The following is a 24,225-nucleotide window of genomic DNA, read 5'->3' as shown; positions in this document are numbered from 1 at the left end:
AGCAGGCGATCGGCTGAATGTCACGCTGAGTGCCGTACTCGATACTCAGCCTGACATTGAGCTGTTGCTCGTCACCGCCCTCGCGCCGAGCGAGAAGGCGACCCGCTCAGCCGACGGTGGGGCGGGGCATGCCGCAGACGTAGGCGGCCTGCGCGATGTGCTGGGCCGCGTCGTCGATGATGCTCACCAACCGCACCCCGCGGGTCACAGGGGGGTTCCAGCGGTGGTCGACGACGGCGTCGAGGGCGGGCTCGTCCAGGGTGCGGAGGTAGTCACTCAGAGCGTCGATCGTGGCCGTCGCGTACTCGACCAGCAGCTGCGGATCCACCACGACGACGGCGCGCGCCTTCTCTGCGGTGTGCCCGTATCCGACGCCGTCGCCCACGGCATCCAGGGCGAAGCGCTCCCGGAAGCCGTCGCGGGTCCAGAGTTCGTCGAGGCCAGTGAGATGGGCCAGCTGGACGTCGATCTCGCGTCCGGTGTGCCAGAGCAACCAGGCCACGGAGTTGGGGTGGCCGGCGGGGTGGGCGTTGAGGACCTCGTCGGTGAGGCGTGGGGCGAGTGCCTCAAGGGCGTCCAAAGGGCGCGAGGCGGCGTCGAGGAGGATGTCGAGGGCGTTCATGGAGGCCAGTCTGCCCCTCCTGACCGAACAGCGTGGAAACAGGGCCGCCTGGGGAGCAGTGCCTTAAACGGTGGGGGACAGGGCTGCGCGCAGGGACGCGCCCCACCGTCGCGCACGGTCGAGTTCGCCGTCCTTCAGCGGGCCGTACTTGCCCTGCACGATGAACCCCTCCGGCTTGGCCACGCTCCGGTAGCCCTTCCCCTCGAGCTCCTTCGCGATGGTGGGCGCGCCCTTGCCGAAGGGTCCGCGGACCTCGGTGTCGAAGGAGGCGAAAGCGGCGGTGCCGACTGGCAGCGCGTCCAGCCACGCGCGGATCGGGGGGCCGCTCAGGTCGGGAGCGGGGGCGCCCGGCTCCGGGTGCTCGGCGATGTCGTGCCGCGACCGCTCCGAGGAGAGATGGAACGCGAACACCGGCCCGCCGGCCACGATCAGATCCGCCCCCGTCAGCTCGTCGGCCCCGGCATCCTTGGTGGGCAGTGCGACGGCGCCCTCCCCGATCCCCTCCGCCACGGCTCGCGCCACAGCGGCGGTGTTTCCCCACAGTGATTCGTAGACAACAACACCCTTCATCGCCCGTCCTTCTAGATGCGGCCTAGCCTACGCGCGACTGACCGGCGCCGCAGCCGCCGTCGGGGTGTGCACGAAACGCCGTCTGGGGCGGGGGCCGGCGTCGCATGCGACACCGGCGTGCCACCGAGACGGCGTGTCGTGCCCGGAATGGACCGGGTGGGTGGGCTTGGGGCGGAGGTCGGGCTGCGTTGGTGGGTGCGAGGTCTGTGTCCCGCCGTCGGGGTGTGCACGAAACGCCGTCTGAGGCGGGGTTCGGCGTCGCATGCGACACCGGCGTGCCACCGAGACGGCGTGTCGTGCCCGGATCGAGACGGGCTGCTTGAGGCACGTCAGATCGCCCGCTACGGGCGGAAGGAGACGGAGACAGGTCCGTCCGTGGCTCCCCGACTCCGCGCGGACTACCCAGTTCGGGTGATGCCCAGAGCCGGATCGGGGGAAACGATGGCTGGGCCGACCACGAAGGAGAACATCAATGGCGAAGGCACTCTGGACGACGGCGGTGGTGGCGATGTCGCTGCTGCTCGCCTCGTGCGCATCCGCGACCCCTGCCGCCCCACCCTCGTCGGGGGACCTCGTGGGCGTCACCTGGCTGCTGGAGGATCTCGCCGGCGAGGCCCCCGTGGACGGTTCCCCGGTCACGGTCCACTTCGCGGACGACGGCGCCCTCTTCGGCTCGGGCGGCTGCAACCGATTCTCGGGCACCTACGAGATCGACGGAGGCACCCTCACCGTCGGGGACGCGCTCCCCTCCACCATGATGGCCTGCGCGGACGACGTGATGGCCCTCGAGAGCTCCTTCTTCACGGCCCTCACCGATGCCCGCGGATTCGCCGTCGACGGGGAGACCCTCACCCTCAACGACGAGGGCGGCGAGGCGCTCGGCACCTTCGCCGCGCAGTCGCAGGAGCTGGCGGACACCACGTGGGCCATCACCTCCTACAACGACGGCTCGGCGGCGGTCAGCCCGCTGGCCGACACGGAGACCGAGCTCACCTTCGCCGACGACGGCACGCTGTCCGGCACGGGCGGCTGCAACCGCCTCCTCGGCTCGTACACCGCAGGCGACGGCGAGATCTCGTTCGGCACCATCGCCACCACCCAGATGGCCTGCATGACGCCCGAGGGCCTCATGGATCAGGAGGCTGCCATCGTGGCCGCCCTGGAGAGTGCCGCCACCTACAGCATCGAGGGCGACATGCTCGAGATGCGCACCGCCGACGACGCCATCGCCGTCCAGTTGACCCGCGCCTGACGGCGCACCCACACCACACCATCGCCAGACGCAAGGACACTCCATGACCCACGCAGCCCCGTACCCCCCGTTCTCCCTCCCCACCCGTGAGCTGGCGGTCACCGTCGGCGAGTTGCCCGACGGCATCGACGCGGCCGCTCACATCGTCTTCTCCGGCGAGCAGCCCCCGGCGGCCAGCGGCATCTCGGCCGAGCGCGCCGCCTCGCTGGGCTTCGACGCCGCCGTCGGCAAGACCCTGGTCCTCGTCGGCCCCGACGGCCCGCTCACCGTGTTGGTCGGCGGCGGCGACCGCAGCACCGCGGACGCCACCGTTCTGCGAGACGTGGTGTCCCACTTCGCCCGCGCCGTCCCCGGCCAGGACCGGCTCGCCGTCGTTCTTCCGCAGACCTCCACGAGCGTGTCGGACACGGTGGTGGCGGCCATCGAGGGCGCCGCCCTGGCGCGCTACGTCTATCGCATCGGTGAGGACGGCCCGGACGCGAAGCTCAGCGCGTTGGCGCTGGTCTGCGACGAGGGGGCGGTCGCGGAGGCCGAGGCCGCCGTCCTCCGCGGTTTGCTGCTGGTCAAGGCCACCAAGCTGGCCCGCGACCTCGCCGGCACCCCCGGCGGCATGCTGACCGCCACCAAGCTCGGAGAGATCGCCCTCGAGATGGGCCCCGACGCCGGCCTCGAGGTGCAGGTCTTCGGCGAGGAGGAACTCGTCGAGCTCGGCTGCGGCGGCCTGCTGGGGATCAACCTCGGCAGCGTCGAGCCGCCGGCCATGATCAAGCTCGTCTACCGCCCCGAGGGTGAGCCCACCGGCAAGCTGGCACTCGTCGGCAAGGGCATCATGTACGACGCGGGTGGCCTGGCCCTCAAGCCCGGGGACGAGGTGCACGCCGTGATGAAGAACGACATGGCCGGCGCCGGTGCCATCCTCGCCGCCATGACGGTGCTGAAGGACCTCGGCTGCCAGGCTCAGGTGACCGGCTACCTGATGTGCACCGACAACATGCCGTCGGGCTCCGCGCTGCGGCTGGGCGACATCGTGGTCATGCGCGGCGGCAAGACGGTCGAGGTGATCAACACCGACGCCGAGGGCCGCATGGTCATGGGCGACGCCCTGGTGCTCGCCACCGAGGAGCCGGTGGACGCCATCGTCGACATCGCCACCCTCACCGGCGCGGCGCTGCGCACCCTCGGCACCGACATCGCGGCCGTGCTGGGCAACAACGAAGCTCTGATGAACCAGGTGAAGGCCTCCGCCGAGCGGGTCGACGAGCCGGTGTGGGAGCTGCCGCTGGCCAACCGCTACCGGCCCGAGCTGGACTCGACGCTCGCCGACCTGCGCAACATGGGCGGCGCGAACGCGGGCACCATCACGGCGGCCCTGTTCCTGCAGGAGTTCGTCGCGGGTAAGCCGTGGGTGCACATCGACATCGCCGGCACCGCGCAGTCCTGGACCGCCAGCAAGTGGCGCAACAAGGGCACCACGGGCTTCGGCACGCGCCTGCTGATCGACCTGGCCCTGAACTTCAAGGCCTGACGGAAGGAATGGGGGGCGCCATGACCGCGAAGCCAGTGGAAGACGTGGAGGCGGCACCCGGGGGGCTCCTCGGTGCGGTGGAACGCATCGGCAACAAGGTGCCGCACCCGGTGCTCATGTTCGGGTACCTGATCCTGCTCGTCATCGTGTTGTCGTGGGGGTTGAGCCTCGCGGGCGTCAGCGTCACCGAGCAGGTGGCCGTGCCCATCGCCGAGGGCGCCCCGGAGTACGACTACTACGAGGACACCACCCAGCCTGGGCTCGCGCCCGGCACGCCCCCCTATGACGAGGACTGGACCATCGTCGAGGAGACGATTCCCATCAAGAGCCTGCTCTCGGTGGAGGGCATCCGGTTCATCTTCTCCTCCTTCGTGAGCAACTTCGCCGGGTTCGGCGTCGTCGCGGTGACGTTCATCGCCATGATGGGCGCAGGCGTCGCGGAGGAGTCAGGGCTCCTGGGGTCACTGATCCGCAAGCTGGTGGGCGCCGCCCCGAAGTGGGCGCTGACGTTCATCCTCATCCTGGTGGGCGTGGTGTCGTCGGTGGCCTCGGACGCCGGGTACCTCATCCTCATCCCGTTGGCGGCGGCGGCGTTCGCCAGCGTCGGTCGACATCCCCTGGCGGGCTTGGCCTCGGGGTTCGCGGGTGTCGCGGCCATCTTCATGGTCAACATCTCGTTGACCCCCACCGATGCGATGATCACCGAGATCGCCAACGAGTCACTTGCGCTGGCAGGCGGCGAGCCCATCACCATCGTGGCCAACTATTACTTCATGGTGGCGTCGTCCCTTGTCATGGCCATGGTGGCCGCGGTCATCACCGAGAAGATCGTCGAGCCGAGGCTGGGGCCCTGGACGCCCGAGCCTGGGGCCGTCGTCCACTCCGACGCGGGCGACATCCCGGCGGACGCGGACAAGCGGGGCAGCCGGTTCGCCCTCATCGGATTCCTGATCGTGATGGCCATCGTGTCCCTGGCCACGTTCCTGCCCGGTGCCCCCCTGCGGGACCCCGAGACCGGAAACATCATCGGCAACACGCCGTTCATGGACAGCCTGCTGTTCATCATCATGCTGGCCTTCCTCGTCTCCGGCGTCGCCTACGGGGCGGGTGCAGGCACCATCAAGGGCAGCACGGACGTGATCAAGGCCATCACCAAGACGTTCGCCGGCCTCGGCGGCATGGTGCTGATGCTGCTGATGATCAGCCAGTTCATCGCCTACTTCAACTGGACCAACCTGCCGCGCGTCATCGCCGGCTCGCTGGCGGAGCTGCTGGAACAGGCCAACATCGGCGCCATCCCGCTGCTCATCGGGTTCGTGCTGGTGATCGTCCTGCTGGACTTCATCATGCCGGGGTCGCTGCCCAAGTGGGCCATCTTCGCGCCCATCTTCGTGCCGCTCTTCATGCGTCTCGGTGTGGCACCGCAGACCCTGCTCGCCGCCTACCGTGTCGCGGATTCGCCCGTCAACGCGCTCACGCCGCTCATGGTCTACCTGCCCTTCATCGTCACCATCGCCCAGCGCTACACGAAGAAGGCCGGCATCGGCACGGTGGTGGCGCTCATGCTGCCGTACTCGGTGATCCTCCTGGTGGTCTGGACCGTCATGTTCATCGCGTGGTTCGCGCTGGGCATCCCGCTCGGGCCGGGCTACCCGCCGAGCGTCCCATGACCCGCGCCCGGGAGGCGTCCCTCATTCCCTCCCATGTCTCGACGGGAAGCCTCCCGGGTGCGTCCACCGTCTCGGCCCTGGTGGCCGAGGCCCACCGGAGTTACCGCGACACCGTCGAGGGTCGGCCCTCCCAGGTGTACCCGGCGCTCGCCGCCGCGGACCCGGAGCTGTTCGGCGTGTGCGTCGTGGGCGTCAACGGCGCGGTCTTCACGGCGGGGGACGCGGACCATCCGTTCACCATCATGAGCGTGGCCAAGCCCTTCGTCTTCGCGCTCGTGTGCCGCGCGCTGGGGGCCTCGGAGGCCCGTCGACGGGTGGGCGCCAACGCCACCGGCCTGCCGTTCAACTCCGCCGCCGCCGTCGAACGCTCACCCGACGGCCGGACCAACCCGATGGTCAACCCAGGGGCCATGACCGCCACCAGCCTGGTGCCCGGCGATGGCGAGGCGAAGTGGACCGCCATCGTCGACGGGCTGTCAGCCTTCGCGGGGCGTGAGCTGGAGGTGGACGAGGAGACCTACGCGTCGGCCTCGGCCACCAATCACGTCAACCGGGCGGCGGCCAACCTGCTGCACAGCCGGGGCGTGCTGGGCGCAGACCCGGACCTCGCCCTGGACCTGTACACCCGCCAGAGCTGCCTCCGGGTTACGGCTAGGGATCTGGCCACCATGGGCGCCACGCTGGCCGACGGCGGGGTCAACCCGGTCACGGGCGTCCGGGTGCTCGACGAGGACCTCTGCCACCCGGTGCTCGCGGTGATGCTCACGGCGGGGCTCTACGAGACCTCAGGGGATTGGCTCTACGAGGTGGGCCTGCCCGGCAAGAGCGGCATCGGGGGCGGGATCGTCACCATCTCCCCCGGCAAGGGCGGCCTCGCCACGTTCGCGCCGCCGCTCGACGAGGCGGGCAACAGCGTCAAGGGCCAACTGGTGGCGCGCCACCTCGCCAGGGGGCTGGGGCTGGATCTGCTGCAGTCGCGGGCCGAGCCCGCACCCGCCCCCGCCCCCGCCCGGCCCCGCCACGGGAGCCTGGAGATCAGATGAGCCCCGGCCCCGCGGCCGGTCAGGGAGACGTGGGGCGCGTCAGCCCGTCGAGCAGCCCGGCGTCGCGTGCCACCCGCACGGCCTCCCGGCGGCTGCTGACCGTCAGCTTCCGGTAGATGGACTTGAGGTGCTGCTTGACCGTGTTCTCCGACACGCTGAGTGCCGCGGCGATCTCGGCGTTGGACCCCATCGTCGGCAGGTAGGACAGCACCGCCCGCTCGCGTTCGGTGAGTGGCACGAGGGCCCTTGGCCCGGGCGGGGGAGCTGAGCCCTCGGCGATCACCAGGGCGCGATCCACCAGCGCCCGGTGAGTGCCCACCACGTCGCGATGGCGGCGCAGCGCGGAGGCCAGTTGGCGCGACTGGCGCAGGAGGAACAGCTCGGCGCCCTCGCTCTCGGCGAGGTCCAGCGCCCGGCCCATCGCCTCGATGGCGAGCGAGTCGTGCCGCAGCCGGTCCTCGGCCGCCGCGACGGACAACCACGCCTGCACCGCCTCGGCGCCCTCGATGTCGAGCAGGTGGGCGACGGCGGCCCGCACCCGCTCCGGCTTCCCGGTTGCCAGGAGGAACCGGGCGCGGCAATTGGAGACGGCGTCGGGCCGGGGGGCGGGGGCATCGCCACGGCCGATGGGTGGGGCGTCGTACTCGGCCAGGGCTGCGCGGGCCGCCTCGGGGTCCCCCTCGGCGAGCGCGAGATCGACGCGCAGCGACGTGAGCAGGGCGGTGGGCGAAAGCATTCCGGGACGTCTCGTCACGGCGGCCCGGGCGGCGGCGGCCCCACGCCGCGCCCCGGGGAGATCCCCGGTGCCCAGGCACTGACGCGCCGCGATGATCTGCAGGGTCACCGCGACGAAGGGGTTGATGGCCTCCCCGCCGGCCTCGGCGCACTGGCTCCGAGCCGCGGCCGAGCCCTTTGCGTCCCCCGCGTAGAGCAGGGTGACGGCGAGGGCGAGCCAGGCCCACTGGCTTTCGTAGGAGCGCGACCGGCCGTGCGTGCGGGCCACCTCCAGCGCTGCCTCAGCGGTGCGGCGCGCCAGCGACAGCCGGCCACCGCCTGCCTGGGCCAGCGCGAGGATCCCGCCGTAGTAGACGGCCCCGTAGGCATTGAACGGGCCCGCCGGGTAGTTTTCGACCGCCTGCGCCAGCAGTCCGGCGGCCAGATCCGGGCGTCCGGCCCACAGCTCCGCCACGCCGCGCAGCGCGTGGGAGACGCCGCCGTAGGCCGCCCAGCCGGGGGCGTCCGCCGCGCTGATCCCCGAGAGCAGCTCGTCGGCTCGGGTGGAGGCCTCCCGCATGACCAGGGCGTCGCCGTCGCGGTGGGCCTGAGCGGCCCTCAGAGATTCGATCGTGATGGTGGCCAGGTCCCTGCGGCGCTCGGGCAGCGTCGTGAGGTCCGCCCTGGCCAGAAGCGCCTCGACGGCGCCGCGGTCCCCGCGACAGTAGGCTGCCACAGCGTGCGCGACGGCCAGCTCGGGGTGGTCCGTCGTCACCGCCGCCGGGACCCGAGACACGGCCTCGACGTAGGGCTGCCGGTCCGTGGTGAACAGGGCCACCGCGCCGGAGCGCATCGCCATCCGGCCCGCGAAGTCCCAGTCCCCGGATGCCGTGGCGTGGGCCAGCGCCTTGGTCCACGCGCCGTTGTCCTCGAACCAGCGCGCGGCGCGGCGATGCAGCTCCTGCGCCAGCTCGGGGCTGGTGGACATCAGCCGTGCCCGCAGCACCTCGGTGAGCAGCGAGTGGGTCCGGTACCAGCCGGTGCCCTCCACTTCGTGGGCGAGAAGCTGCTCCCTGGCCAGCGTCCGCAGCATCTCGTCGGCGCGCGGTTCGTCGGTGAGCGCCACGGCCAGCGGCGCGCACAGCCGGCCGGTGATGGAGGTCTTGAGGAGGAACTCGCTGTAGGCAGTCGGTAGCAGCCGGAGCACCTCATCCCACAGATACTCGGAGACCAGGAACGTGACCCCCCCGAAGCGCTCGATGGCCTGGGCTGGATCCTCGGCGACCTGCAGGGTCAGGGCTGCCATCCGGAGCGCTGCGGCCCACCCGGCCGTGGTCTCCATGAGCCGTCCCAGCGCGGCGGGGGTCAGCGTCACCCCGGACCCTGCCATCAGCTCCTCGGACTCGGCAAGGGTGAAGGCCAGATCGGCCAGGCGCAGCTCGCCCACCTTGCCCTCCAGACGCAGGCGATGCAGCGACACCGGGGGATCGTGGCGAGCCACCAGCACGAACCGGATCCCGGCGGGCGGCCAGCGCAGTACCCGGTCCAGCCAGTCCAGGGCCGTGCCGCCGTCGAGCTCCTGCACGTCGTCGAGCACCAGGACGAGGCCGCCCGCGTTGCCGGCCAGCGACTCCAGGAAGCTCTGGTCCGGCGCGTCGGGGATCTCCAGTCCGCTCAGGGCCGCGGGGGCGGCCACGGCCAGCGCCGCCGTTACGGAGGCCCAGAACCGGGCGAGGCCGGCGTCGCCCCGGTCGAGCGACAGCCAGGCCACCACGCCGCGGGGGTGGCCAGTCATCGTCCAGTCGGCCACGGCGAGGGTCTTTCCCGTGCCGGCCGGGCCCGTGACGAGCGTGACGGGGCGGGAGACGTGTGAGTTGAGAAGGGCCGTGATGCGGGGGCGGCGGACGAACCGGTCCGAGGGGACCGGGACGCCGAAACGCGTCTCGTTGAAGGGACGGATCTCTTGACCTGCACTCACGCTGGCCTCGCTCCTGTCAGGTGGCGTCTTTGCGGTCATCCTAAACGACGCCACGTAGCACAACGGACCAGAACTCAGCCGTCGACGTGGATCCCCCGCAGGGTGAGCGCCAGGTCTTCGAGGGTGTCCAGGACCTCGAAGAGAGCGTCCTCGGTGCCGAGCCGGAAGACCAAGGTGGTCGACGGCGGATTCTGGTAGACGTCCGCGGCGCCGAGGATCACCGACACGACGCCCGCGGCGTGGCCGTCCACCTCGACGCGGGCCAGCAACGGTTCGCCGGGCGGCTCGCTGTCCGGGCCCGCATGGTCCGGCGCCGGGCCGGCGCAGGGCCTCTCCAGCGAGCGCAGCCGCAGCCCCGCCCGGTGGAGGCGGTGCAGAACCCCCCACAGCTCGGCCGCGTCCACCACCGTGCCCCGCAGGAGCGTGCCGTCCGCCAGAGGTGTCGCCACCAGTCCGCCCAGCTCCGCGGTGAGGTCCGCGCCCACCTCGCCGTCCGCGTGGATGCGGATCTCCAGGGGCGCCGCCCGGCCGCCTACCGCCGACGACGGCTGATCAGCCAGCATGTTGCGAACCCTGCGAGGAAGACACCGCTCAACGTGATCCAGAGGGGAGCCTGGAACGTGAAGGCTAGCAGCTCGATGCCGACGATCTGACGGTTCTGGACGATGAACGCGATCGCCAGGACCGCGATGGCCACGCCCACCCAGGTGCGGGGCGAGCGGAGGAGACTGCTGCCGGTTTGCTGGGCGTCGCTCATCGTGCGTCCTCTCCGGCCCGGCGGTCGCCTGGGCACACCCCATCCTCCCGCGCCGCGGCCCCGCGCGGATTACCCGTGAAGGGTGATGCCCGGGTGAGGGGCCGGGGGGAGGGTGGGCCCTGACGTTCCGCGCGCCCGCGCGGTCAAGGTTCAAGGAGCCACCATGTCCGAACTCATCATCATCGGCTACGACGATCACGCCACCGCCGAGCGCGCCCAGTCCAAGGTCATCGAACTTCAGCGGGACTTCGTCCTGAACCTCTCGGGGCTCGCCGTCGTGCGCGTCGACGAGGACGGCAAGAAGCACATCGACACCCCCGGATCCATCGTCGGGGTCTCCGCCACGGGCGGAGCGTTGTGGGGCATGATCATCGGCCTGCTGTTCCTCGTCCCCGGGCTGGGCATGCTGGTCGGCGGCGCGTGGGGCGCCCTCGCCGGCGTGGCGAGCAAGGCGGGCGTGAACCGCAGCCTGCGTGACCGCGTCGACGGCCTCCTCGAGCCCGGCAAGGCCGCCCTCGTGGTGATGGCCACCAAGATCACCGAGGACAAGTTCTCGGCCGCCATGGGCGAGTTCGGCGGCACCGTCCTGAAGACCTCGCTGTCCGACGCCGACGAGTCCGCCCTGGCCGAGGAGCTCTCCGGCTCGGAGGCCTGATCCCCCCTGGCCACCTCATCCCGCCCGGCTCATCCCCGCCGGGACCAGCAGCGATCAGCGAAGTCCTAGGAGCCCCCAGTGACCGACAGCGTCATCACACTCGTCGTCCTGGGGGCCACCGTCGTCCTCTTCGTCCTGGATCGCCTCCCCGTCGCCGTCGTGGCGTTGCTGGTCCCGCTGACCCTGTGGGCCACGGGCGTCCTCGAGCTGGGGGAGGCCACGGCCGGATTCGGCGATCCCACGGTCCTGTTCATCGCGGCCCTGTTCGTGGTGAGCGAGGCGCTGGACAAGACCGGGGTCACGGCCTGGGTGGGCAACTTCGCGATGAAGCACGGCGGGGACAGCCCCACCCGGCTGATGGTCACCGTGATGCTGGTGGTCGCGGTTCTGACGGCGCTGATCAGCCCCAACGGGGCGGTGGCGGCGCTGACCCCCGTGGTGGTGGTGATCGCCATCCGGGCGAAGCGGTCGCCGTCGGAGATGCTGCTGCCCACGGCCTTCGCCGCGCACGCGGGGTCCCTGCTAATGCTCACCGGGTCGCCGGTGACGGTCCTCGTGGCGGACTACGTCGAGGAGGTCACCGGCCAGCGGATGGGCCTGTTCACCATCGCCGCCGTCGGCGTCCCGCTGGTGCTCATCACCATCCTCATGGTCATCGGCTTCGGCTCGAAACTGATTCCGAGGCGCACCCCCGCCCGGGCATTGCGCGACTTCGGTGCCCACGGAGACACCCTGGCCGCGCACTACTCGGTTGCGGGCTCGCACGCCACGCTCATGGAGCGCGGCAGCGGCGCGGCCGAGTTCATCATCCCGCCCCGCTCGCAGTTCATCGGAGACGTGGTCCACCGGGGGATGGTGACCGAGAGCGGCGAGCTGGTGGTCGCCGCGATGCACCACCGGGGCCAGGACGTGCACGAGGAACTGACCCTGTCGGCAGGGGACACGCTGCTGCTCCAGGGGTCGTGGGAGGCGCTCGACAACGCCGCCAAGGACCCCGACATCATGGCCGTTGACGACCCCGACGCCGTCCGTCGGCAGGCCGTGCCCCTCGGCCTCGGAGCCAAGCGCGCCATCGGCGTCCTCGCGGCCATGGTGATCCTCCTGACGACGGGGCTCGTTCCGGCCTCCGTGGTGGGCATCGCCGCGGCCCTGGCGATGATCCTGCTTCGCGTCCTGACGGTCGAGGAGGGATACCGCGGGATCTCCTGGACCACCGTGATCCTCGTGGGCGGGATGATGTCGCTGTCGGCCGCCATGGTGAGCAGCGGCGCGGCCCAGACGCTGGCCGAGCGGCTCGTGGCGCTCATCGGCGACGCCGGCCCCTACGCGCTGCTCGCCGGCCTGTTCGTCATCACCGCGGTGCTCGGGCAGTTGATCAGCAACACGGCCACCGCGCTGATCGTCATCCCGGTCGGCATTTCGGCCGCGGCCCAGCTGGACGTGTCCGCGGTGCCGGTGCTCATCTCCGTGGCGGTGTTCGCGGCCGGCGCTCTGCTGACCCCCGTCGCCACCCCAGCCAACCTCATGGTCATGGAGGCCGCGGGCTACCGGTTCGGCGACTACTGGAAGCTGGGCCTCCCCCTGCTGATCGCCTATGGGCTGGTGGGCATCTTCCTGGTCCCGCTCATCTGGGGATTCTGACCCGACGGTTGTCCGGCGCGTCCGGCTCGTGTCGCGGCCGGGTCCGCCCCCAGGGTGGCACTCGCCGCCGTGACCGCGACGGCGGCCAGGGCAGCCCCGGACTCACCCGCTGCGGGGGATGCCGGGGGGTGCCGATGGGGCAAGTGTTGCGGTGTTCGGTTGTGCCCAACGGGAGGAAGACACTCATATGAACGCGGTTCTCGCCTTCGCCATCGTCATGGCGGTGTGGACGGTCAGCGACTGGGTGGCGAAGAAGACCCAGTCGCTGCTGTCGTCGCTGTTCGTGGCCTCGATCATCTTCTTCATCGGCTTCCTCACCGACATCTTCCCCGACGACCTGCTGGCCAGCTCCTCGCTGCTGGGCCTGGGTGGCGTCGTCGTGGGGTTCATCATCGTCCACCTGGGGACGTTGATCAGCATCGACGAGTTCAAGCGCCAGTGGAAGACGCTGGTGGTGGGCATCTCCACGGTCGTCGGCATCGGCGTCCTGCTGTGGATCGCCGGCTTCGTCTTCGGCGGTGGCCGGCGCCAGGGTGCTTATGATGGTGTGTCGCAGGCGATGGACTACGTGGTGGCCGGCATCGGATCGCTCAGCGGCGGCACCATCTCGGTCCTGATCATTCAGGAGGCGGCGTTGGGCGTCGGCCTCACCTCGGTGGCGATCTTCCCGGTGCTGATCGCCGCCCTGCAGGGGCTGATCGGATTCCCGCTCACGTCGATCATCCTGCGCCAGGAGGCCACCCGGCTGAAGGGCGAGTACCGCGCCGGACGGCTGGAGGCCCCGGCTGCGGCCACCTCGACGGCCGAGGCCGCACCGTCGAAGATGCCCGCGTTCCTCAGCACCACGCCCGGCACGCTGCTCGTGGTGGGCGCCGTGGTGCTGGTGTCGATCCTCATCAACAACCTCACCAGCGGCATCCTCAACACGTTCGTGGTGGCGCTGATCTTCGGCATCGCGCTGCGCGCGTTCGGAATCTTCAAGCCCGGCATCCTCAACGGCATCGACGCCTACGGCCTCATGATGCTGTCGATCATGATCCTGGTGTTCGGCCCGCTCGCCACCGTCGAGCCGGCCGATGTCGCTGCGCTGGCGGTTCCGCTGCTTCTCGCCTTCCTGTTCGGAGTGATCGGCATCGCGCTGTTCGCCGGGATCACGGGGAAGCTGCTCGGGTACACCATCCCGATGTCGATCGCCATCGGCCTCACCTCGCTGTACGGCTTCCCGGGAACCATGATCCTGTCGCAGGAAGCGGCCAAGGGCGCGGGCGAGAGCCCGGAGGAGGTCGCGGCCATCGAGGGCGCGATCCTTCCCAAGATGATCATCGCCGGCTTCTCGACAGTCACCATTACATCCGTGGTCGTCACCGGGCTCATCGCGGCCCGCATCGGAAGCTGACCCAGGTCGGCACCACCGGGCCTCGGCGCCGCCGAGTGACCGTCTGCATAGAGGGAGGAAAGACATGATTCGACGCAACAGGCGCCCCGGGCTCCTCGGCACCGCGGCCCGCACGGCCGTCATCGCGGGCACCGCCACGAAGGTCTCCGGAAACGTGGTCGCCAAGCAGCAGGCGGCCGCCGCCCAGGAGCAGGAGCTCGCGTTCGCGCGGGCCCAGGCTCAGGATGCCGCGATCAACGACGCGGCGGCTCGCGCGGTCGCGGCGCAGCAGGCCGCCGTCGCACCTGCTCCGGCGGCCCCGGTCGCAGCTGAGGCCCCTGCGGATCCGCTGGCCCAGCTCGAGCGTTTGGCTGCCCTGCACGAGAAGGGTCTGCTGTCGGCTGAGGAGTTCACCGCGGCGAAGGCGAAGCTGCTCGGCCTCTGACTCGTTGCCGAACCGGTGCGCCGCGGCCAGGACATGACTGATCAGTGATTGCCTACGTTCGCACGGCGACGGCACCACCGCGACCCACCCCGGCCTGACGGCCCGGGTGGGTCGCCGGCGTTGCGTTCCGACGCCGGCGTTGCGTTCCGACGCCTGCGGAGTCGCCTGCCCTCGATTCGGCGGCCCGCACTGGGTATAGCGCGGGCCGCGCGAGCTAACACAGGCGCCGAGCCCCAGCCTGGCAGGAGTTGCGCAACCCGGGTGCGCTGGTCGGACGCTCGCAGCGAGACCCCCCTGGCGGCGTCGAAGCGTTTCGCCTAGGATGGGGGCTCCACACAGTGGTGGCTCAGGGTCGGTCTACCGTCTGAGAACCCACACTCTGAACAGCCCTCCCAGGAGCCCCCATGCCGCAGGAACTCTGGCGCCTCTACCGCAAGGCGATGCACACCGTCGTCAACGGCCTGACCCAACAATCGGCGGACCTCGTCGACACGGACCCGACCCTCTCAGACGCGCTCGTCAAGCTGTGCCGTCGCTCGGCCGCCGAGGGTCTGGTGTTGCTGCGCAACGAGCGCGGGGTGCTGCCGCTGTCGGCGGGCGCGGAGGTCGCGGTGTTCGGGCGCGTGCAGTGCGACTGGTTCGCCGTCGGCTACGGCTCCGGCGGCGACGTGAAGCCGCCCTACAGCGTGTCCCTGCTGGAGGCGCTGCGGGAGGCGGGTGTCGCGGTGAGCGGCGAGCTGGCCGCCGCCTACGAGGCCTGGTCCGCCGCCAACCCGCCCGACGAGGGGTACTGGGGCAACTGGCCGCGACACTTCGAGGAGATGCCGCTGGATCCCGGGCTGGTGTCGCGGGTGGCGAACACGGCGGAGGTGGCCGTCGTGGTGATCGGACGCGCCGCCGGTGAGGACCGCGAAAACGTCCTGGAGAAGGGCTCCTACTACCTCACCGACGCCGAGCGCTCCATGCTGGACGCCGTCGTCGCACGGTTCGAGCGGGTGGTGGCCGTCGTCAACACTGGCAACGTGATGGACCTGTCCTGGGTGGAGGAGTACGGGGATCGTCTTGCGGGCCTGGTCCTCGCGTGGCAGGGCGGAATGGAGGGGGCGCGGGCGGTGGCCGACGTGCTCGCCGGGGCGGTGTCGCCATCGGGGCGCCTCACCGACACCATCGCGCGCCACTACGAGGACTACCCCACGTCGGGCAACTTCGGCGCCAAGGACTTCAACAATTACGCCGAGGACGTGTTCGTCGGCTACCGCTACTTCGAGACCTTCGCCCGCGACACCGTGCAGTTCCCGTTCGGCTTCGGCCTGTCGTATGCCACGTTCGGGTTCTCGAGGGCCGAGCTCGTAGCCGACGACGAGGTGCGGGTCGCCGTCGATGTCACCAACACAGGGTCGCGGGCGGGGCGCGAGGTGGTGCAGCTCTACGTGCAGGCGCCCGACGGCGCGCTGGGGAAGCCCGCCCGGGCGCTCGTGGGGTACGCGAAGACGCGCGAGCTGTCGCCCGGGGAGTCGGAGCGGGTGCAGCTGACCGTGCCGGTGGACGCGCTGTCGTCCTACGACGACGGCGGGGCCACTGGTCACCGCTCGGCGTGGGTGCTTGAGCCCGGGGCTTACCGCTTCTTCCTCGGCGCGGACGTGAGGTCCGCCGTCGCGGTGGGGGAGTTCACGGTGCGTGAGCTGCGGGTCGTGGAGCAGTTGGCCGAGGCGTGTGCCGTCGATCCGGCGGCCGCATTCCGCCGGATGACGGTCTTTCGCGCCGGCGACGTGACGCGGCCGGGATGGGAGGACGTGCCGGTGCGCACCGTCGACCTCCGGACCCGGATCGCGGAGCACCTTCCGACCGAGGTGCCGGTGACGGGGGACCAGGGCATCGCGCTGGGCGATGTCGCGGCGGGGCGGAAGTCGATGGAGGAGTTCGTCGCGCAGCTCAGCGACGAGGAGCTCGAGGCGCTGACCCGCGGGCACGGCCGCATGAACAGCCCGCTCGGCGCCGCCGGCAACGCCGGCGTGTTCGGCGGGATTCTGGAGACGCTCCGCGCCAAGGGGGTGCCGCCGGTCACCTGCACCGACGGGCCCTCGGGGATCCGGCTGAGCGCCTACGCGTCGCTGCTCCCCTGCGGGACCGCGCTGGCCTCCACCTGGGACCCGGCGCTGGTGCGGGAGCTCGCCGCCGAGCACGGGCGCGAGATGGTCCGCAAGGGCTCCGACGTGCTGCTCAGCCCCGGCATGAACATCCACCGCGACCCGCTGTGCGGGCGCAACTTCGAGTACTTCTCCGAGGACCCGCTGGTCACCGGGCGGACGGGGGCCGCGGTGGTGGCCGGGGTGCAGTCGCAGGGGGTGGCGGCGTGCCCGAAGCACTTCGCCGCCAACAACCAGGAGACCAACCGCAGCAGGCACGATTCCCGGGTCTCCGAGCGGGCGCTGCGCGAGATCTACCTCAAGGGCTTCGAGATCTGCGTCAAGGAGGCGCGGCCGCAGACCATCATGACCTCCTACAACAAGATCAACGGCGTGTGGGCGCACTACAACTACGAACTCATCACCACCATTCTGCGGGAGCAGTGGGGCTACGACGGCATGGTGATGACCGACTGGTGGATGCAGCACTCCCGCGACCCCCACTTCCCGGAGGTGTGGGACTCCGCCTACCGGGTGCGGGCGGGGGCGGACGTGCTGATGCCGGGCTCCACCGTCGACTGGCTGCGCAAGGGGAAGGACCGCTCGCTACTGCGGTCGCTGGCGAAGGCCGACGGCGTGCGCCGGGCGGAGATCCAGGCGGTCGCGGGGCGGGTGCTGCGCTTCGCGATGGGGTCGAGGCCGGGGACACCGCGTATTGCCCCCACCGCTGGCTGAGGTGCCGCGTAGCGGCCTCGAAGCCTCAAAAACGTGAGCTGACAAGGAGCGTTTCTCAGGCTTCGAGGCTCGTCGCTGCGCTCCTCGCACCTCAGCCCGCGGGAATGGTCCGGTGGCCTTCGCTCCTCGCACCTCAGCCGGCGAAGGAGATCCGACTCGCACCAAGGTGCTCACGGCGCTCCTGGACACTGGGGGGGGGATCGACGAGGACGACCTCATCGCCGTGGGCACGCGGGCCATCAGCCAGGGCAAGACGGCGGCAAGGGGTTTCGTGAGTGGTGATCCGGGGAGGGTAGACCGTCCGCCATGCCACACTCTGGAAGGGGTCCGCTTCAGGCCCCGCCGCGGGGCAGCGGTTCCACCGCCTCGACGGCGTCCGCCACGCGGAGATCACGTTCCCGACCGCGCTCCCGCAGCCCCTCGACGACGCCCGCACGGTCGGCGTCGGTGCGGTTGCGCGAGAGCTTGAACCGCCCCACCACCTCGGTGATCTCGAGCTCCACCCCGACGATCCCCTGCAACATGGCCTTCATGAAGTCCTTCGGCGCCTCGGCGCGCGACCACGGGCCCCGATGCGCGTCCGCCGCGTGGGGCATGTCCAGGAGGCGGTCGGCGTCGAGGGCGGTGGCCTGGGCCATCACCTCGGCGCGCAGGCGGTCAGGGTCGCGGTGGACGCTCAGCCACCCGGCGACCTGGACCTGCTCGTAGTCCCACGTGCCGACGGCGCGGCCCTCGGCGCGCCCGCGCGCCACACCGCCGTGCTCGGCGGGCTGGATGTTCGGGTACCAGCGCGGGCTCACGTAAGCATGGGCCCCCTGGATCACCACCCGGCAGGGCACGAGCGCCCCGACGGGCAGGTCGAACTGCGGGTTGCTAGCCGACGCGTGGGCGATCAGGCGCCCCTGCCCCCAGACGGTGGGCAGCAGAGTGGCCGACGGGGCGCCGTCGCCCCCGGTGATCCACAGCCCGGCTCCCACCTCAGCAAGCAGCGCCTGACAACGCGCGATGTCGTCCACCCGCTGGCTACTGGGGACGTAGACCCCGCTCCGGGGCGGCTCAGGATGCATGTCGGAATGCTACCCCCACCCGGTCTCCCGCCCGCGGGCGACCCCCGCAGCGATCCCGGCCTCGGGGCCGTCAGGCCAGCGGCCAGACGATCAGCGTGCGCCACGTCGCCGGGTCGGGCTCGGCCGAGGGATCGCTGACGTACTGCTCCCACATCCCGTCGGCCAGCGCCAGGCCCTCGAGCTTCACCCAGGTCATCAGCTCGCCGTAGGTGCCCTCCAGCTGGTCGTAGGGCCCCACGTGGGTGCCGACGACCGCCTGCCCGCCGGGCAGCTCGAACGGCTGGACGTCGCCCGCCGAGACCGCCCTCGACACCGGGAACCCGACCGACACGTCGACGGTCTCCCCCGGCATCGAGTGGTAATAGCCGAACGGCGGCCCAGTGACGGTGGCGCCCTGCTCGGTGACTGCCCGCATCACCTGCGAGAAGCCGGTGTCGAACGCCGTCGTGAGCTCCGCCATGGGCACGTTCCGCCGGACGGCCGCCGCCTGCTGCGCATCGATGGTGCTGATGCTGAACTCGGTCATCGAAATCCTCCTCGGCCCCGACGTTGGAGCCCTCGTGTTCAGTATGCGCCGGAACCAGGTCAGCGTCGCGGCTCGGCGAGGACGAGCAGGTCGCCCACCTCGCAGTCCAGCACCCGACAGATGGCTCGCAGGGTGGAGAAGCGGACGGCTCGGGCACGGTCGTTCTTCAGCACGCTGAGGTTGACCACGCTCACCCCCACCAGTTCGCTCAACCGGGTCAGCGTCATGTCGCGGTCTGCGAGGAGCGCGTCGAGGCGACAGTGGATGCCCGTGTCCTCGTCGGGCTCGGCCGGGACCATCAGACGAGTCCTGCCGTGTCGCGCTGGAGTTCCTCGCCGTAGCGGAACGCCGCCGCGACGGCCGCGAGCGCGAGGCCGCTGAAGATCGGCCAGAACGCGATGGTCAGCCTCAGCTGCGGTGTGGGCATGAGCACAGAGGGATCCTCGAGCCCGAGGCTCTCGTCCCAGCCCCACCCAAGCGATCCGAGCACCTCCCTGGCCGCCATGAACTCGCCGACTCCGAAGAGCACCTGCCACAGGAGGCCGCCGCCGATGAGCGCGGCCGCAGCCACCAGGACCGCCTTGCGCACGACGGGGCGGAACGGCTCGCCGGCGAGGAGGCGGTGCGCGATGAGGAACACCGCCCAGGTGACGGCGAGCTGGGTGAGACCCTGGACCAGAGTGCCGGCGGCGAGCAGCGCCCTGGCGGCGATACCGAGGCCGGTCACGGACACCGGGGCCTCGGTGAAGCCGCCGCCCACGAAGCGGGCGTCGCCGCCGGGGAACATCTCCACGCCCTCAGGGAGCACCGGCCAGAACGTCTCGGTGGGGAGGGTCACCTCGACCGTGTCGACCAACAGCTGACTCCCCACCGCCAGGGCGGTGAGGATGAGGACGAGCAGTCCATAGACCACCGCCCCTCCGCGGACCACCCGGAGGGTGGCCGTGTCCCCGCCCAGCCGCTCGCGACCGACGAGCAGCACCGCCGCCGCGAGCATCACCACCGCCACCAGCACCAGAACTGCAGCCCCACCGAACATCACGTGCCCCTAACGATTGTCGATAACAACGATAATCGTTAAGGTACGCGCAGTGGAGGGAAAGCGCAAGGGGTCGTCTGCATCCTGCTATCCAGAGGGCGGGTTCTGTGTATATGCACACAAACCGCTCCCTGGATAGCAGGATGCAGAGCGCCGATGGCCCTGACTACCCCAAGGCGTGGCCGAGCCAGCGTCGCGCCCGCTTGAGGAGGCTCCGCGCGATCCCGCTGCCTGCCGCCCACGCCTCGACTCCGTGCGGGGCCCCGGAGATCACATCAAGCGTGGTGTCCACGCCCGCGGCCCGCAGTCGTTGCGCGTACGCGACGTCCTCATCGTGAAACAGCTCGATGTCGGAGGTGTACAGCCACGCCGGCGGCAGCCCGGAGAGGTCCTCGCGGCGGGCGGCGACGGCGTAGCGCGGCACGTCGTCGGTCCCGAAGGCTGCGCCCAGATAGGAACGCCACCCCACCAGGTTGGAGCGGTTGCTCCAGACGAAGTGGTCCTCGGCGTCGCGCGTGCGATCCCGCGCGGTGCGGTCGTCGAGCATGGGGCAGAACAGCCACTGCGCCGCGACACCCGCGCCCTCGTCGTGCAGGCGCTGGACCAGGCTGGCGGCCAGCCCGCCACCGGCGCTCTGTCCGCCGACGGCCAACCGCGCCGTCGAGATCCCCAACTCCCCGGCGTGGAACGTCAGCCACTCCCAGCCGCGATGCGCGTCGTCGAGGGCCGCGGGGAAGGGGTGTCGCGGGGCGAGGCGGTAGTCGACCGAGACGATCACGACCCCCAGTTGCCGGGCAGTGTCGCCGCAGAAGCGGTCGTCCATGGACGCGGCGCCCAGCACCAGCCCGCCGCCGTGGATCCACAGCAGCCCGGCACCCGACGGGGTCGCGGGTGTGTAGACCCGGAGTCGTGCGCCGTCGCCCAGGCGAACAATCCGTCGGATCACCCCGTCCACCCGCGTGCCCGGGATCGCCCGCGACACCCGCCCTACCGCGGCCAGGACCACACGGTTCTCCAGATGCATGGCGGGCATCCGGCCGAGCCGGGCGCGGAGCTCCGGATCAACCCGAGAGATGTCCACCGCGGTCAGCCGAGCTCGGCGAGCTCGCGCTCCAACGCCGCCAGGGCTTCGGGCGAGACCGCGCCCGGCTGATGCCCGAGCGCCTGGCGGATCGACGCCGACCCGACGAAGGGGTCGGTCTCCATCGCGGCGGCCAGGGCCGGGGCGTGCCGGCGGAGCGAGTCGGCTGCGCGCTCGTCGGCGACGAGGCGTCCGAGCGGCATGTCCAGGCTCACGCGACGGCGGTTGAGCAAGGTCTGGTAGGTCTCGGGCTCGCCCTCCACGGCGAAGTCCCCGAAGACGGTGCGGAGGAAGCGCACGGAATCCGGCAGCCACCCCGCGACCGACGACTCCACCATCGGCCCTTGTCCGCTAGCGGTCAGCGGCTTGGCGAGGCTGATCCCGTGCGGACCCAGGAGATAGATGTGCGACTCGAACGGCACGGCATGCTCGGCCAGCGCAGCGAGGAAGGCGATCGAGTTGCGGATGGGCACGACGGTGTCGTCTGAGGTGCTGAACAGGAAGGTGGGCGGGGTGTCGGCGGAGACGTGGCTGGGCACGTCGACGATCTCCTTGCCCACGGGCGGGCCGAACTCCTCCAGCGTCACTGGGTAGCAGGCCACCAGCGCGTCGGGCTTGTCCTCGGCGGCGGTGGCGAGGCTCGCGGCCAGGTGCCCGCCGGCGGAGAACCCGACGACGGCGACCTTCGCGGGGTCGATGTGCAGCTCGGCGGAGTTGTCGCGGATCCAGGCCAGCGCGGCCTTCGCGTCGTCGAACGACATCTCGAACGGCGACTCGGGCCCGACGGCGTAGCGCAGCACGAAGGCGTTGAAGCCCTCAGCGAGGTACGCGAGCGCGATGGGCTCTGCCTCGCGGTCCGAGGTGATGAAGTAGCCGCCGCCGGGGAGGACGAGGACGGCGGGGCGGACGGCTGCGTTGGCGAGCTCGGCGCTCGGCTCCTGGACGTAGCAGGTGAGGGGGGCGTCGTGGCCGACGGTCTGGGTGAAGATCTGCATGGCCCCATTCTTCCTGCACGCCCGAGCGCGGGGGAGCTGGGACCGTCCGACGCGTGTTCGGGCCTGGACCGGGTGCCCCGTCACCGCCTGCCGAGGGGTGGGGGACGGTTGTCCACCACCGTCTTCATCACCAGGGTCGAGACCAGCTTCTGCACCCCGGGCAGGGTGGAGAGTCCCTCGTCCCAGAGGCGCTGATACTCCGGCAGATCGGCGCAGAGGATGCGGAGCAGGTAATCGGGGTCGCCGAAGAGCCGCTGCGCCTGGACGACGGCGGGGATGGCGTGGACGCTGCGCTCGAAGGCGTCGATCGTCTCGTGATCCGCGCTGCGCATCGTGATGAACAGGAGCGCCTCGAACTCGAGGCCCAGGGCCTTCGGGTCCAGGGAGGCGTGATAGCCGGCGATGACGCCGTCGCTCTCGAGCTTGCGCACCCGTCGATGACAGGGCGACAGGCTGAGCTGCACCCGATCCGCCAGCTCGGTCAGCGAAAGGCGGCCGTCCTCGACGAGCTCAGCAAGAATCTTCCTGTCGATAGCGTCCATGGCGTGAAGTCTTCCACCGTCCAGCCGGTTCGACGAAGAAGTGGCAAATATTTCGGACGCTCGCGTGAGTAGCGTCGAGGCGACGGAGAGGCAACAAGATGGATCTGAGTGCGGCGGTGGCGTTCGCGGGCGTGTCGATGCTGTTCGTGCTGACGCCGGGGGCGGACTGGGCCTACGCCATCGCCGCGGGCCTGAGGCACCGCAGCGTGGCGCCCGCCGTCGTGGGGATGCTGGCGGGGCATCTCCTCGCGACGCTCATCGTCGCCGCGGGAGTGGGGGCGCTGGTGGCCCGGCTCCCGCTCGCGCTGGCGCTGCTCACCGGCGTCGGGGCGGCCTACCTGCTGTGGCTGGGCTACCGGACGTGGGCGGCGCCGTCGACGATCCGTGCGGGCGATGCAGACGGCGACGCCGGCGCCCTGCGCAACGCCGTCGCCGGGTTCGCCGTGAGCGGCCTCAATCCGAAGGTGGTGCTGCTGTTCCTCGCCCTGCTGCCGCAGTTCGCCCGAGAGGACGCCGCGCTGCCGATGTGGGCGCAGCTGCTCGCGCTCGGCGGGGTCCACCTCGTCAACACAGCCGTCGTCTACTTCGCGGTGGCCGCCTCAGCCAAGGCGATGCTGCGTAGCCGCCCCGCCGTCGCGCTGGCGGTCAGCAGGGCCAGCGGCGTGATCATGATGGCGCTCGGCGGGTTCCTCCTCCTCGAGCAGCTCCACCTGGCGTGACCTCCCCCTCCGCCGCGGCTTCTCCCGGGCACGACACGCCGTGCGAGTGCGCCCGCGATGCCGCAGTTGTCGTCGAGGTTCCTTCGCGACGGCGTGTCGTGCACGCGCGCGGCGCCTAGGCTCATCGCATGCCTGAGGACCCCGAACTCATCGATTGGCTGCTCGACACGGACCCGGCACTGCGCTGGCAGGTCCAACGCGACCTTCTCGGCGAACCCGACGCCGTCTGGCAGGCCACGCGCGCCCAGATCGCCACCAGCGGGATGGGCGCTCGCCTCCTCGCTCTCCAGGACGACGACGGGCAGTGGGCGGGCGGGGCGTACTTCCCCACCCGGGCGGACCCGCGAGCGCTCAACCACCCCGACAACGACGAGGGCCAGCCCTACACCGCCACCACCTGGACCCTGAACACGCTGCGGGAGTGGGGCCTGGACGCCTCGGCGCTGTCCGGGACCGCCGAGAAGCTGGCGGCCAACAGTCGCTGGGAGTACGACGACCTGCCCTACTGGGGCGGCGAGGTGGACTGCTGCATCAACGCGTTCACCCTGGCCAACGGCGCCTGGCTAGGGGCCGACGTGAGCGGGATCGCCGACTGGTTCCCGGCCCACCAGCAGGCCGACGGGGGCTGGAACTGCGAGTGGGTGGAGGGGTCGACGCGGTCCTCCTTCCACTCCACCCTGAACTCGCTGCGGGGGATCCTCTCGTACGAGCGGGCGGTCGGCGGCCACGACGGGCTCAAGGCCGCACGCCATCGGGCGCAGGAGTACCTGCTGGAACGCCGGCTGATGTACAGGCTGAGCACCGGCGAGGTGGTGGGTGAGTGGGTGGGCTACTTTGCCTACCCGTTCCGGTGGTTCTACAGCGCCCTCAACGTGCTGGACCACCTGCGGGAGGCATCGGAGTTCGACGGCGTGCCTCCGGACCCCAGGGCCGCCGAGGCGATCGAGCTGGTCCGGGCGGCACGGCTTGATGACGGCCGTTGGCCGCAGGGAGGGCGCTACAAGGGCCAGGTGTGGTTCGACATCGACGTCCCGAAGGGTGAGCCGTCACCGTGGCTGACCTTCCACGCCATCAGGGTGCTCCGCTGGTGGGACGAACTGTGAACAACCTCACGCAAGGGGAGCGAGGTTGTGGATAACCCCCCTATG

General features: G+C 70.9%; 23 protein-coding genes. 11 read left to right on the top strand and 12 right to left on the bottom strand.

What is annotated here, in order from left to right; all coding sequences use genetic code 11:
* Positions 1–106 precede the first annotated feature (106 nt).
* Both H5398_RS12600 and H5398_RS12595 read right to left on the bottom strand, forming a co-directional pair.
* Positions 107–622, bottom strand: a complete 516-nt coding sequence (locus H5398_RS12600; protein ID WP_182781247.1) for a DinB family protein — start codon at positions 620–622, stop codon at positions 107–109.
* Positions 623–685: 63 nt separating this feature from the next.
* A complete protein-coding gene (locus H5398_RS12595; protein WP_182800231.1) occupies positions 686–1,192 on the bottom strand; it encodes a flavodoxin in 507 nt (168 codons plus the stop codon).
* 472 nt (positions 1,193–1,664) lie between these two features.
* On the opposite strand from H5398_RS12595, the gene H5398_RS12590 reads away from it, so the two are divergent.
* From H5398_RS12590 to glsA, 4 genes are read left to right on the top strand one after another with little or no spacing between them, the layout of a single operon-like run.
* Positions 1,665–2,444, top strand: a complete 780-nt coding sequence (locus H5398_RS12590; protein WP_182800230.1) for an META domain-containing protein — start codon at positions 1,665–1,667, stop codon at positions 2,442–2,444.
* A gap of 43 nt (positions 2,445–2,487) precedes the next feature.
* On the top strand, positions 2,488–3,969 hold the full coding sequence (locus tag H5398_RS12585) for a M17 family metallopeptidase (protein WP_182800229.1): 1,482 nt from the start codon (positions 2,488–2,490) through the stop codon (positions 3,967–3,969).
* 20 nt (positions 3,970–3,989) lie between these two features.
* Positions 3,990–5,639, top strand: a complete 1,650-nt coding sequence (locus H5398_RS12580) for an AbgT family transporter (RefSeq protein WP_182800228.1) — start codon at positions 3,990–3,992, stop codon at positions 5,637–5,639.
* Positions 5,636–6,682 (top strand): glutaminase A, encoded by a 1,047-nt coding sequence (glsA, locus tag H5398_RS12575; RefSeq protein WP_182800227.1) that lies wholly within the window; start codon positions 5,636–5,638, stop codon positions 6,680–6,682. Before H5398_RS12580 ends, glsA begins: the two co-directional genes overlap by 4 nt.
* Before the next feature lie 19 nt (positions 6,683–6,701).
* Here glsA and H5398_RS17840 read toward each other — a convergent pair whose 3' ends face one another.
* The 3 genes from H5398_RS17840 to H5398_RS12560 all read right to left on the bottom strand — a co-directional run bounded on the left by H5398_RS17840 (position 6,702) and on the right by H5398_RS12560 (position 10,131).
* Complete coding sequence (locus H5398_RS17840; protein WP_182781253.1) at positions 6,702–9,374, bottom strand: LuxR C-terminal-related transcriptional regulator; 2,673 nt, start codon at positions 9,372–9,374, stop codon at positions 6,702–6,704.
* A 74-nt stretch (positions 9,375–9,448) separates the two neighbouring features.
* Positions 9,449–9,937 carry a hypothetical protein gene (locus tag H5398_RS12565; RefSeq protein ID WP_182781254.1) on the bottom strand — a complete coding sequence of 163 codons (489 nt, stop codon included), beginning with the start codon at positions 9,935–9,937 and terminating at the stop codon, positions 9,449–9,451.
* On the bottom strand, positions 9,907–10,131 hold the full coding sequence (locus tag H5398_RS12560) for a lipopolysaccharide assembly protein LapA domain-containing protein (RefSeq protein WP_182781255.1): 225 nt from the start codon (positions 10,129–10,131) through the stop codon (positions 9,907–9,909). The genes H5398_RS12565 and H5398_RS12560 overlap by 31 nt, the downstream gene beginning before the upstream one ends.
* Before the next feature lie 163 nt (positions 10,132–10,294).
* Between H5398_RS12560 and H5398_RS12555 the strand changes: the two genes are divergently transcribed.
* The 5 genes from H5398_RS12555 to H5398_RS12535 all read left to right on the top strand — a co-directional run bounded on the left by H5398_RS12555 (position 10,295) and on the right by H5398_RS12535 (position 17,108).
* On the top strand, positions 10,295–10,786 hold the full coding sequence (locus H5398_RS12555) for a DUF1269 domain-containing protein (RefSeq protein WP_182781256.1): 492 nt from the start codon (positions 10,295–10,297) through the stop codon (positions 10,784–10,786).
* Positions 10,787–10,864: 78 nt separating this feature from the next.
* Positions 10,865–12,427 carry an SLC13 family permease gene (locus H5398_RS12550; protein ID WP_182781257.1) on the top strand — a complete coding sequence of 521 codons (1,563 nt, stop codon included), beginning with the start codon at positions 10,865–10,867 and terminating at the stop codon, positions 12,425–12,427.
* A 187-nt stretch (positions 12,428–12,614) separates the two neighbouring features.
* The gene (locus H5398_RS12545) at positions 12,615–13,823 is read left to right on the top strand and encodes a hypothetical protein (protein WP_182800226.1); all 1,209 of its coding nucleotides are present in this window, start codon (positions 12,615–12,617) and stop codon (positions 13,821–13,823) included.
* A gap of 64 nt (positions 13,824–13,887) precedes the next feature.
* Positions 13,888–14,247, top strand: coding sequence for an SHOCT domain-containing protein (locus H5398_RS12540; protein ID WP_182800225.1), 360 nt, complete (start codon positions 13,888–13,890; stop codon positions 14,245–14,247).
* Positions 14,248–14,651: 404 nt separating this feature from the next.
* Positions 14,652–17,108 carry a glycoside hydrolase family 3 protein gene (locus tag H5398_RS12535; RefSeq protein WP_220489425.1) on the top strand — a complete coding sequence of 819 codons (2,457 nt, stop codon included), beginning with the start codon at positions 14,652–14,654 and terminating at the stop codon, positions 17,106–17,108.
* Between the two features lie 332 nt (positions 17,109–17,440).
* Here the strand turns inward: H5398_RS12535 and H5398_RS12530 are convergent, their stop codons facing one another.
* From H5398_RS12530 to H5398_RS12500, 7 genes are all read right to left on the bottom strand, one after another.
* Positions 17,441–18,175, bottom strand: a complete 735-nt coding sequence (locus H5398_RS12530) for an FMN-binding negative transcriptional regulator (protein ID WP_182800224.1) — start codon at positions 18,173–18,175, stop codon at positions 17,441–17,443.
* A 70-nt stretch (positions 18,176–18,245) separates the two neighbouring features.
* Positions 18,246–18,701, bottom strand: coding sequence for a GyrI-like domain-containing protein (locus H5398_RS12525; RefSeq protein ID WP_182800223.1), 456 nt, complete (start codon positions 18,699–18,701; stop codon positions 18,246–18,248).
* 59 nt (positions 18,702–18,760) lie between these two features.
* Entirely contained in the window at positions 18,761–19,000 is a 240-nt protein-coding gene (locus tag H5398_RS12520; protein WP_182800222.1) for a helix-turn-helix transcriptional regulator, read from the bottom strand.
* Positions 19,000–19,740, bottom strand: coding sequence for a hypothetical protein (locus H5398_RS12515; RefSeq protein WP_182800221.1), 741 nt, complete (start codon positions 19,738–19,740; stop codon positions 19,000–19,002). The genes H5398_RS12520 and H5398_RS12515 overlap by 1 nt, the downstream gene beginning before the upstream one ends.
* A 166-nt stretch (positions 19,741–19,906) precedes the next feature.
* Positions 19,907–20,821 carry an alpha/beta hydrolase gene (locus H5398_RS12510; protein WP_220489424.1) on the bottom strand — a complete coding sequence of 305 codons (915 nt, stop codon included), beginning with the start codon at positions 20,819–20,821 and terminating at the stop codon, positions 19,907–19,909.
* A gap of 5 nt (positions 20,822–20,826) precedes the next feature.
* Positions 20,827–21,816: an alpha/beta hydrolase gene (locus H5398_RS12505; RefSeq protein WP_182800220.1), complete on the bottom strand. Its 990-nt coding sequence runs from the start codon at positions 21,814–21,816 to the stop codon at positions 20,827–20,829.
* 80 nt (positions 21,817–21,896) lie between these two features.
* A complete protein-coding gene (locus tag H5398_RS12500) occupies positions 21,897–22,358 on the bottom strand; it encodes an Lrp/AsnC family transcriptional regulator (RefSeq protein ID WP_182781264.1) in 462 nt (153 codons plus the stop codon).
* 98 nt (positions 22,359–22,456) lie between these two features.
* Between H5398_RS12500 and H5398_RS12495 the strand changes: the two genes are divergently transcribed.
* On the top strand, positions 22,457–23,077 hold the full coding sequence (locus tag H5398_RS12495; protein WP_182800219.1) for a LysE family translocator: 621 nt from the start codon (positions 22,457–22,459) through the stop codon (positions 23,075–23,077).
* Positions 23,078–23,205: 128 nt separating this feature from the next.
* Positions 23,206–24,180: a squalene cyclase gene (locus H5398_RS12490; RefSeq protein WP_182800218.1), complete on the top strand. Its 975-nt coding sequence runs from the start codon at positions 23,206–23,208 to the stop codon at positions 24,178–24,180.
* Positions 24,181–24,225: the final 45 nt, after the last annotated feature.

Source organism: Tessaracoccus sp. MC1679 (assembly GCF_014164775.1).
In the GTDB taxonomy this organism is placed as follows: Bacteria; Actinomycetota; Actinomycetes; order Propionibacteriales; family Propionibacteriaceae; genus Arachnia.
The sequence above is the reverse complement of the archived record's forward strand: the minus strand, read 5'-3'. Positions and strand labels throughout refer to the sequence as shown.

Excerpts from the sequence above, each read along its gene's own strand:
- H5398_RS12600 (WP_182781247.1), bottom strand. The coding sequence starts at position 622 with ATGAACGCCCTCGACATCCTCCTCGACGCCGCCTCGCGCCCTTTGGAC.
- H5398_RS12595 (WP_182800231.1), bottom strand. The coding sequence starts at position 1,192 with ATGAAGGGTGTTGTTGTCTACGAATCACTGTGGGGAAACACCGCCGCT.
- H5398_RS12590 (WP_182800230.1), top strand. The coding sequence starts at position 1,665 with ATGGCGAAGGCACTCTGGACGACGGCGGTGGTGGCGATGTCGCTGCTG.
- H5398_RS12585 (WP_182800229.1), top strand. The coding sequence starts at position 2,488 with ATGACCCACGCAGCCCCGTACCCCCCGTTCTCCCTCCCCACCCGTGAG.
- H5398_RS12580 (WP_182800228.1), top strand. The coding sequence starts at position 3,990 with ATGACCGCGAAGCCAGTGGAAGACGTGGAGGCGGCACCCGGGGGGCTC.
- glsA (WP_182800227.1), top strand. The coding sequence starts at position 5,636 with ATGACCCGCGCCCGGGAGGCGTCCCTCATTCCCTCCCATGTCTCGACG.
- H5398_RS12565 (WP_182781254.1), bottom strand. The coding sequence starts at position 9,937 with ATGCTGGCTGATCAGCCGTCGTCGGCGGTAGGCGGCCGGGCGGCGCCC.
- H5398_RS12560 (WP_182781255.1), bottom strand. The coding sequence starts at position 10,131 with ATGAGCGACGCCCAGCAAACCGGCAGCAGTCTCCTCCGCTCGCCCCGC.
- H5398_RS12555 (WP_182781256.1), top strand. The coding sequence starts at position 10,295 with ATGTCCGAACTCATCATCATCGGCTACGACGATCACGCCACCGCCGAG.
- H5398_RS12545 (WP_182800226.1), top strand. The coding sequence starts at position 12,615 with ATGAACGCGGTTCTCGCCTTCGCCATCGTCATGGCGGTGTGGACGGTC.
- H5398_RS12540 (WP_182800225.1), top strand. The coding sequence starts at position 13,888 with ATGATTCGACGCAACAGGCGCCCCGGGCTCCTCGGCACCGCGGCCCGC.
- H5398_RS12535 (WP_220489425.1), top strand. The coding sequence starts at position 14,652 with ATGCCGCAGGAACTCTGGCGCCTCTACCGCAAGGCGATGCACACCGTC.
- H5398_RS12530 (WP_182800224.1), bottom strand. The coding sequence starts at position 18,175 with ATGCATCCTGAGCCGCCCCGGAGCGGGGTCTACGTCCCCAGTAGCCAG.
- H5398_RS12525 (WP_182800223.1), bottom strand. The coding sequence starts at position 18,701 with ATGACCGAGTTCAGCATCAGCACCATCGATGCGCAGCAGGCGGCGGCC.
- H5398_RS12520 (WP_182800222.1), bottom strand. The coding sequence starts at position 19,000 with ATGGTCCCGGCCGAGCCCGACGAGGACACGGGCATCCACTGTCGCCTC.
- H5398_RS12515 (WP_182800221.1), bottom strand. The coding sequence starts at position 19,740 with ATGTTCGGTGGGGCTGCAGTTCTGGTGCTGGTGGCGGTGGTGATGCTC.
- H5398_RS12505 (WP_182800220.1), bottom strand. The coding sequence starts at position 21,816 with ATGCAGATCTTCACCCAGACCGTCGGCCACGACGCCCCCCTCACCTGC.
- H5398_RS12500 (WP_182781264.1), bottom strand. The coding sequence starts at position 22,358 with ATGGACGCTATCGACAGGAAGATTCTTGCTGAGCTCGTCGAGGACGGC.
- H5398_RS12495 (WP_182800219.1), top strand. The coding sequence starts at position 22,457 with ATGGATCTGAGTGCGGCGGTGGCGTTCGCGGGCGTGTCGATGCTGTTC.
- H5398_RS12490 (WP_182800218.1), top strand. The coding sequence starts at position 23,206 with ATGCCTGAGGACCCCGAACTCATCGATTGGCTGCTCGACACGGACCCG.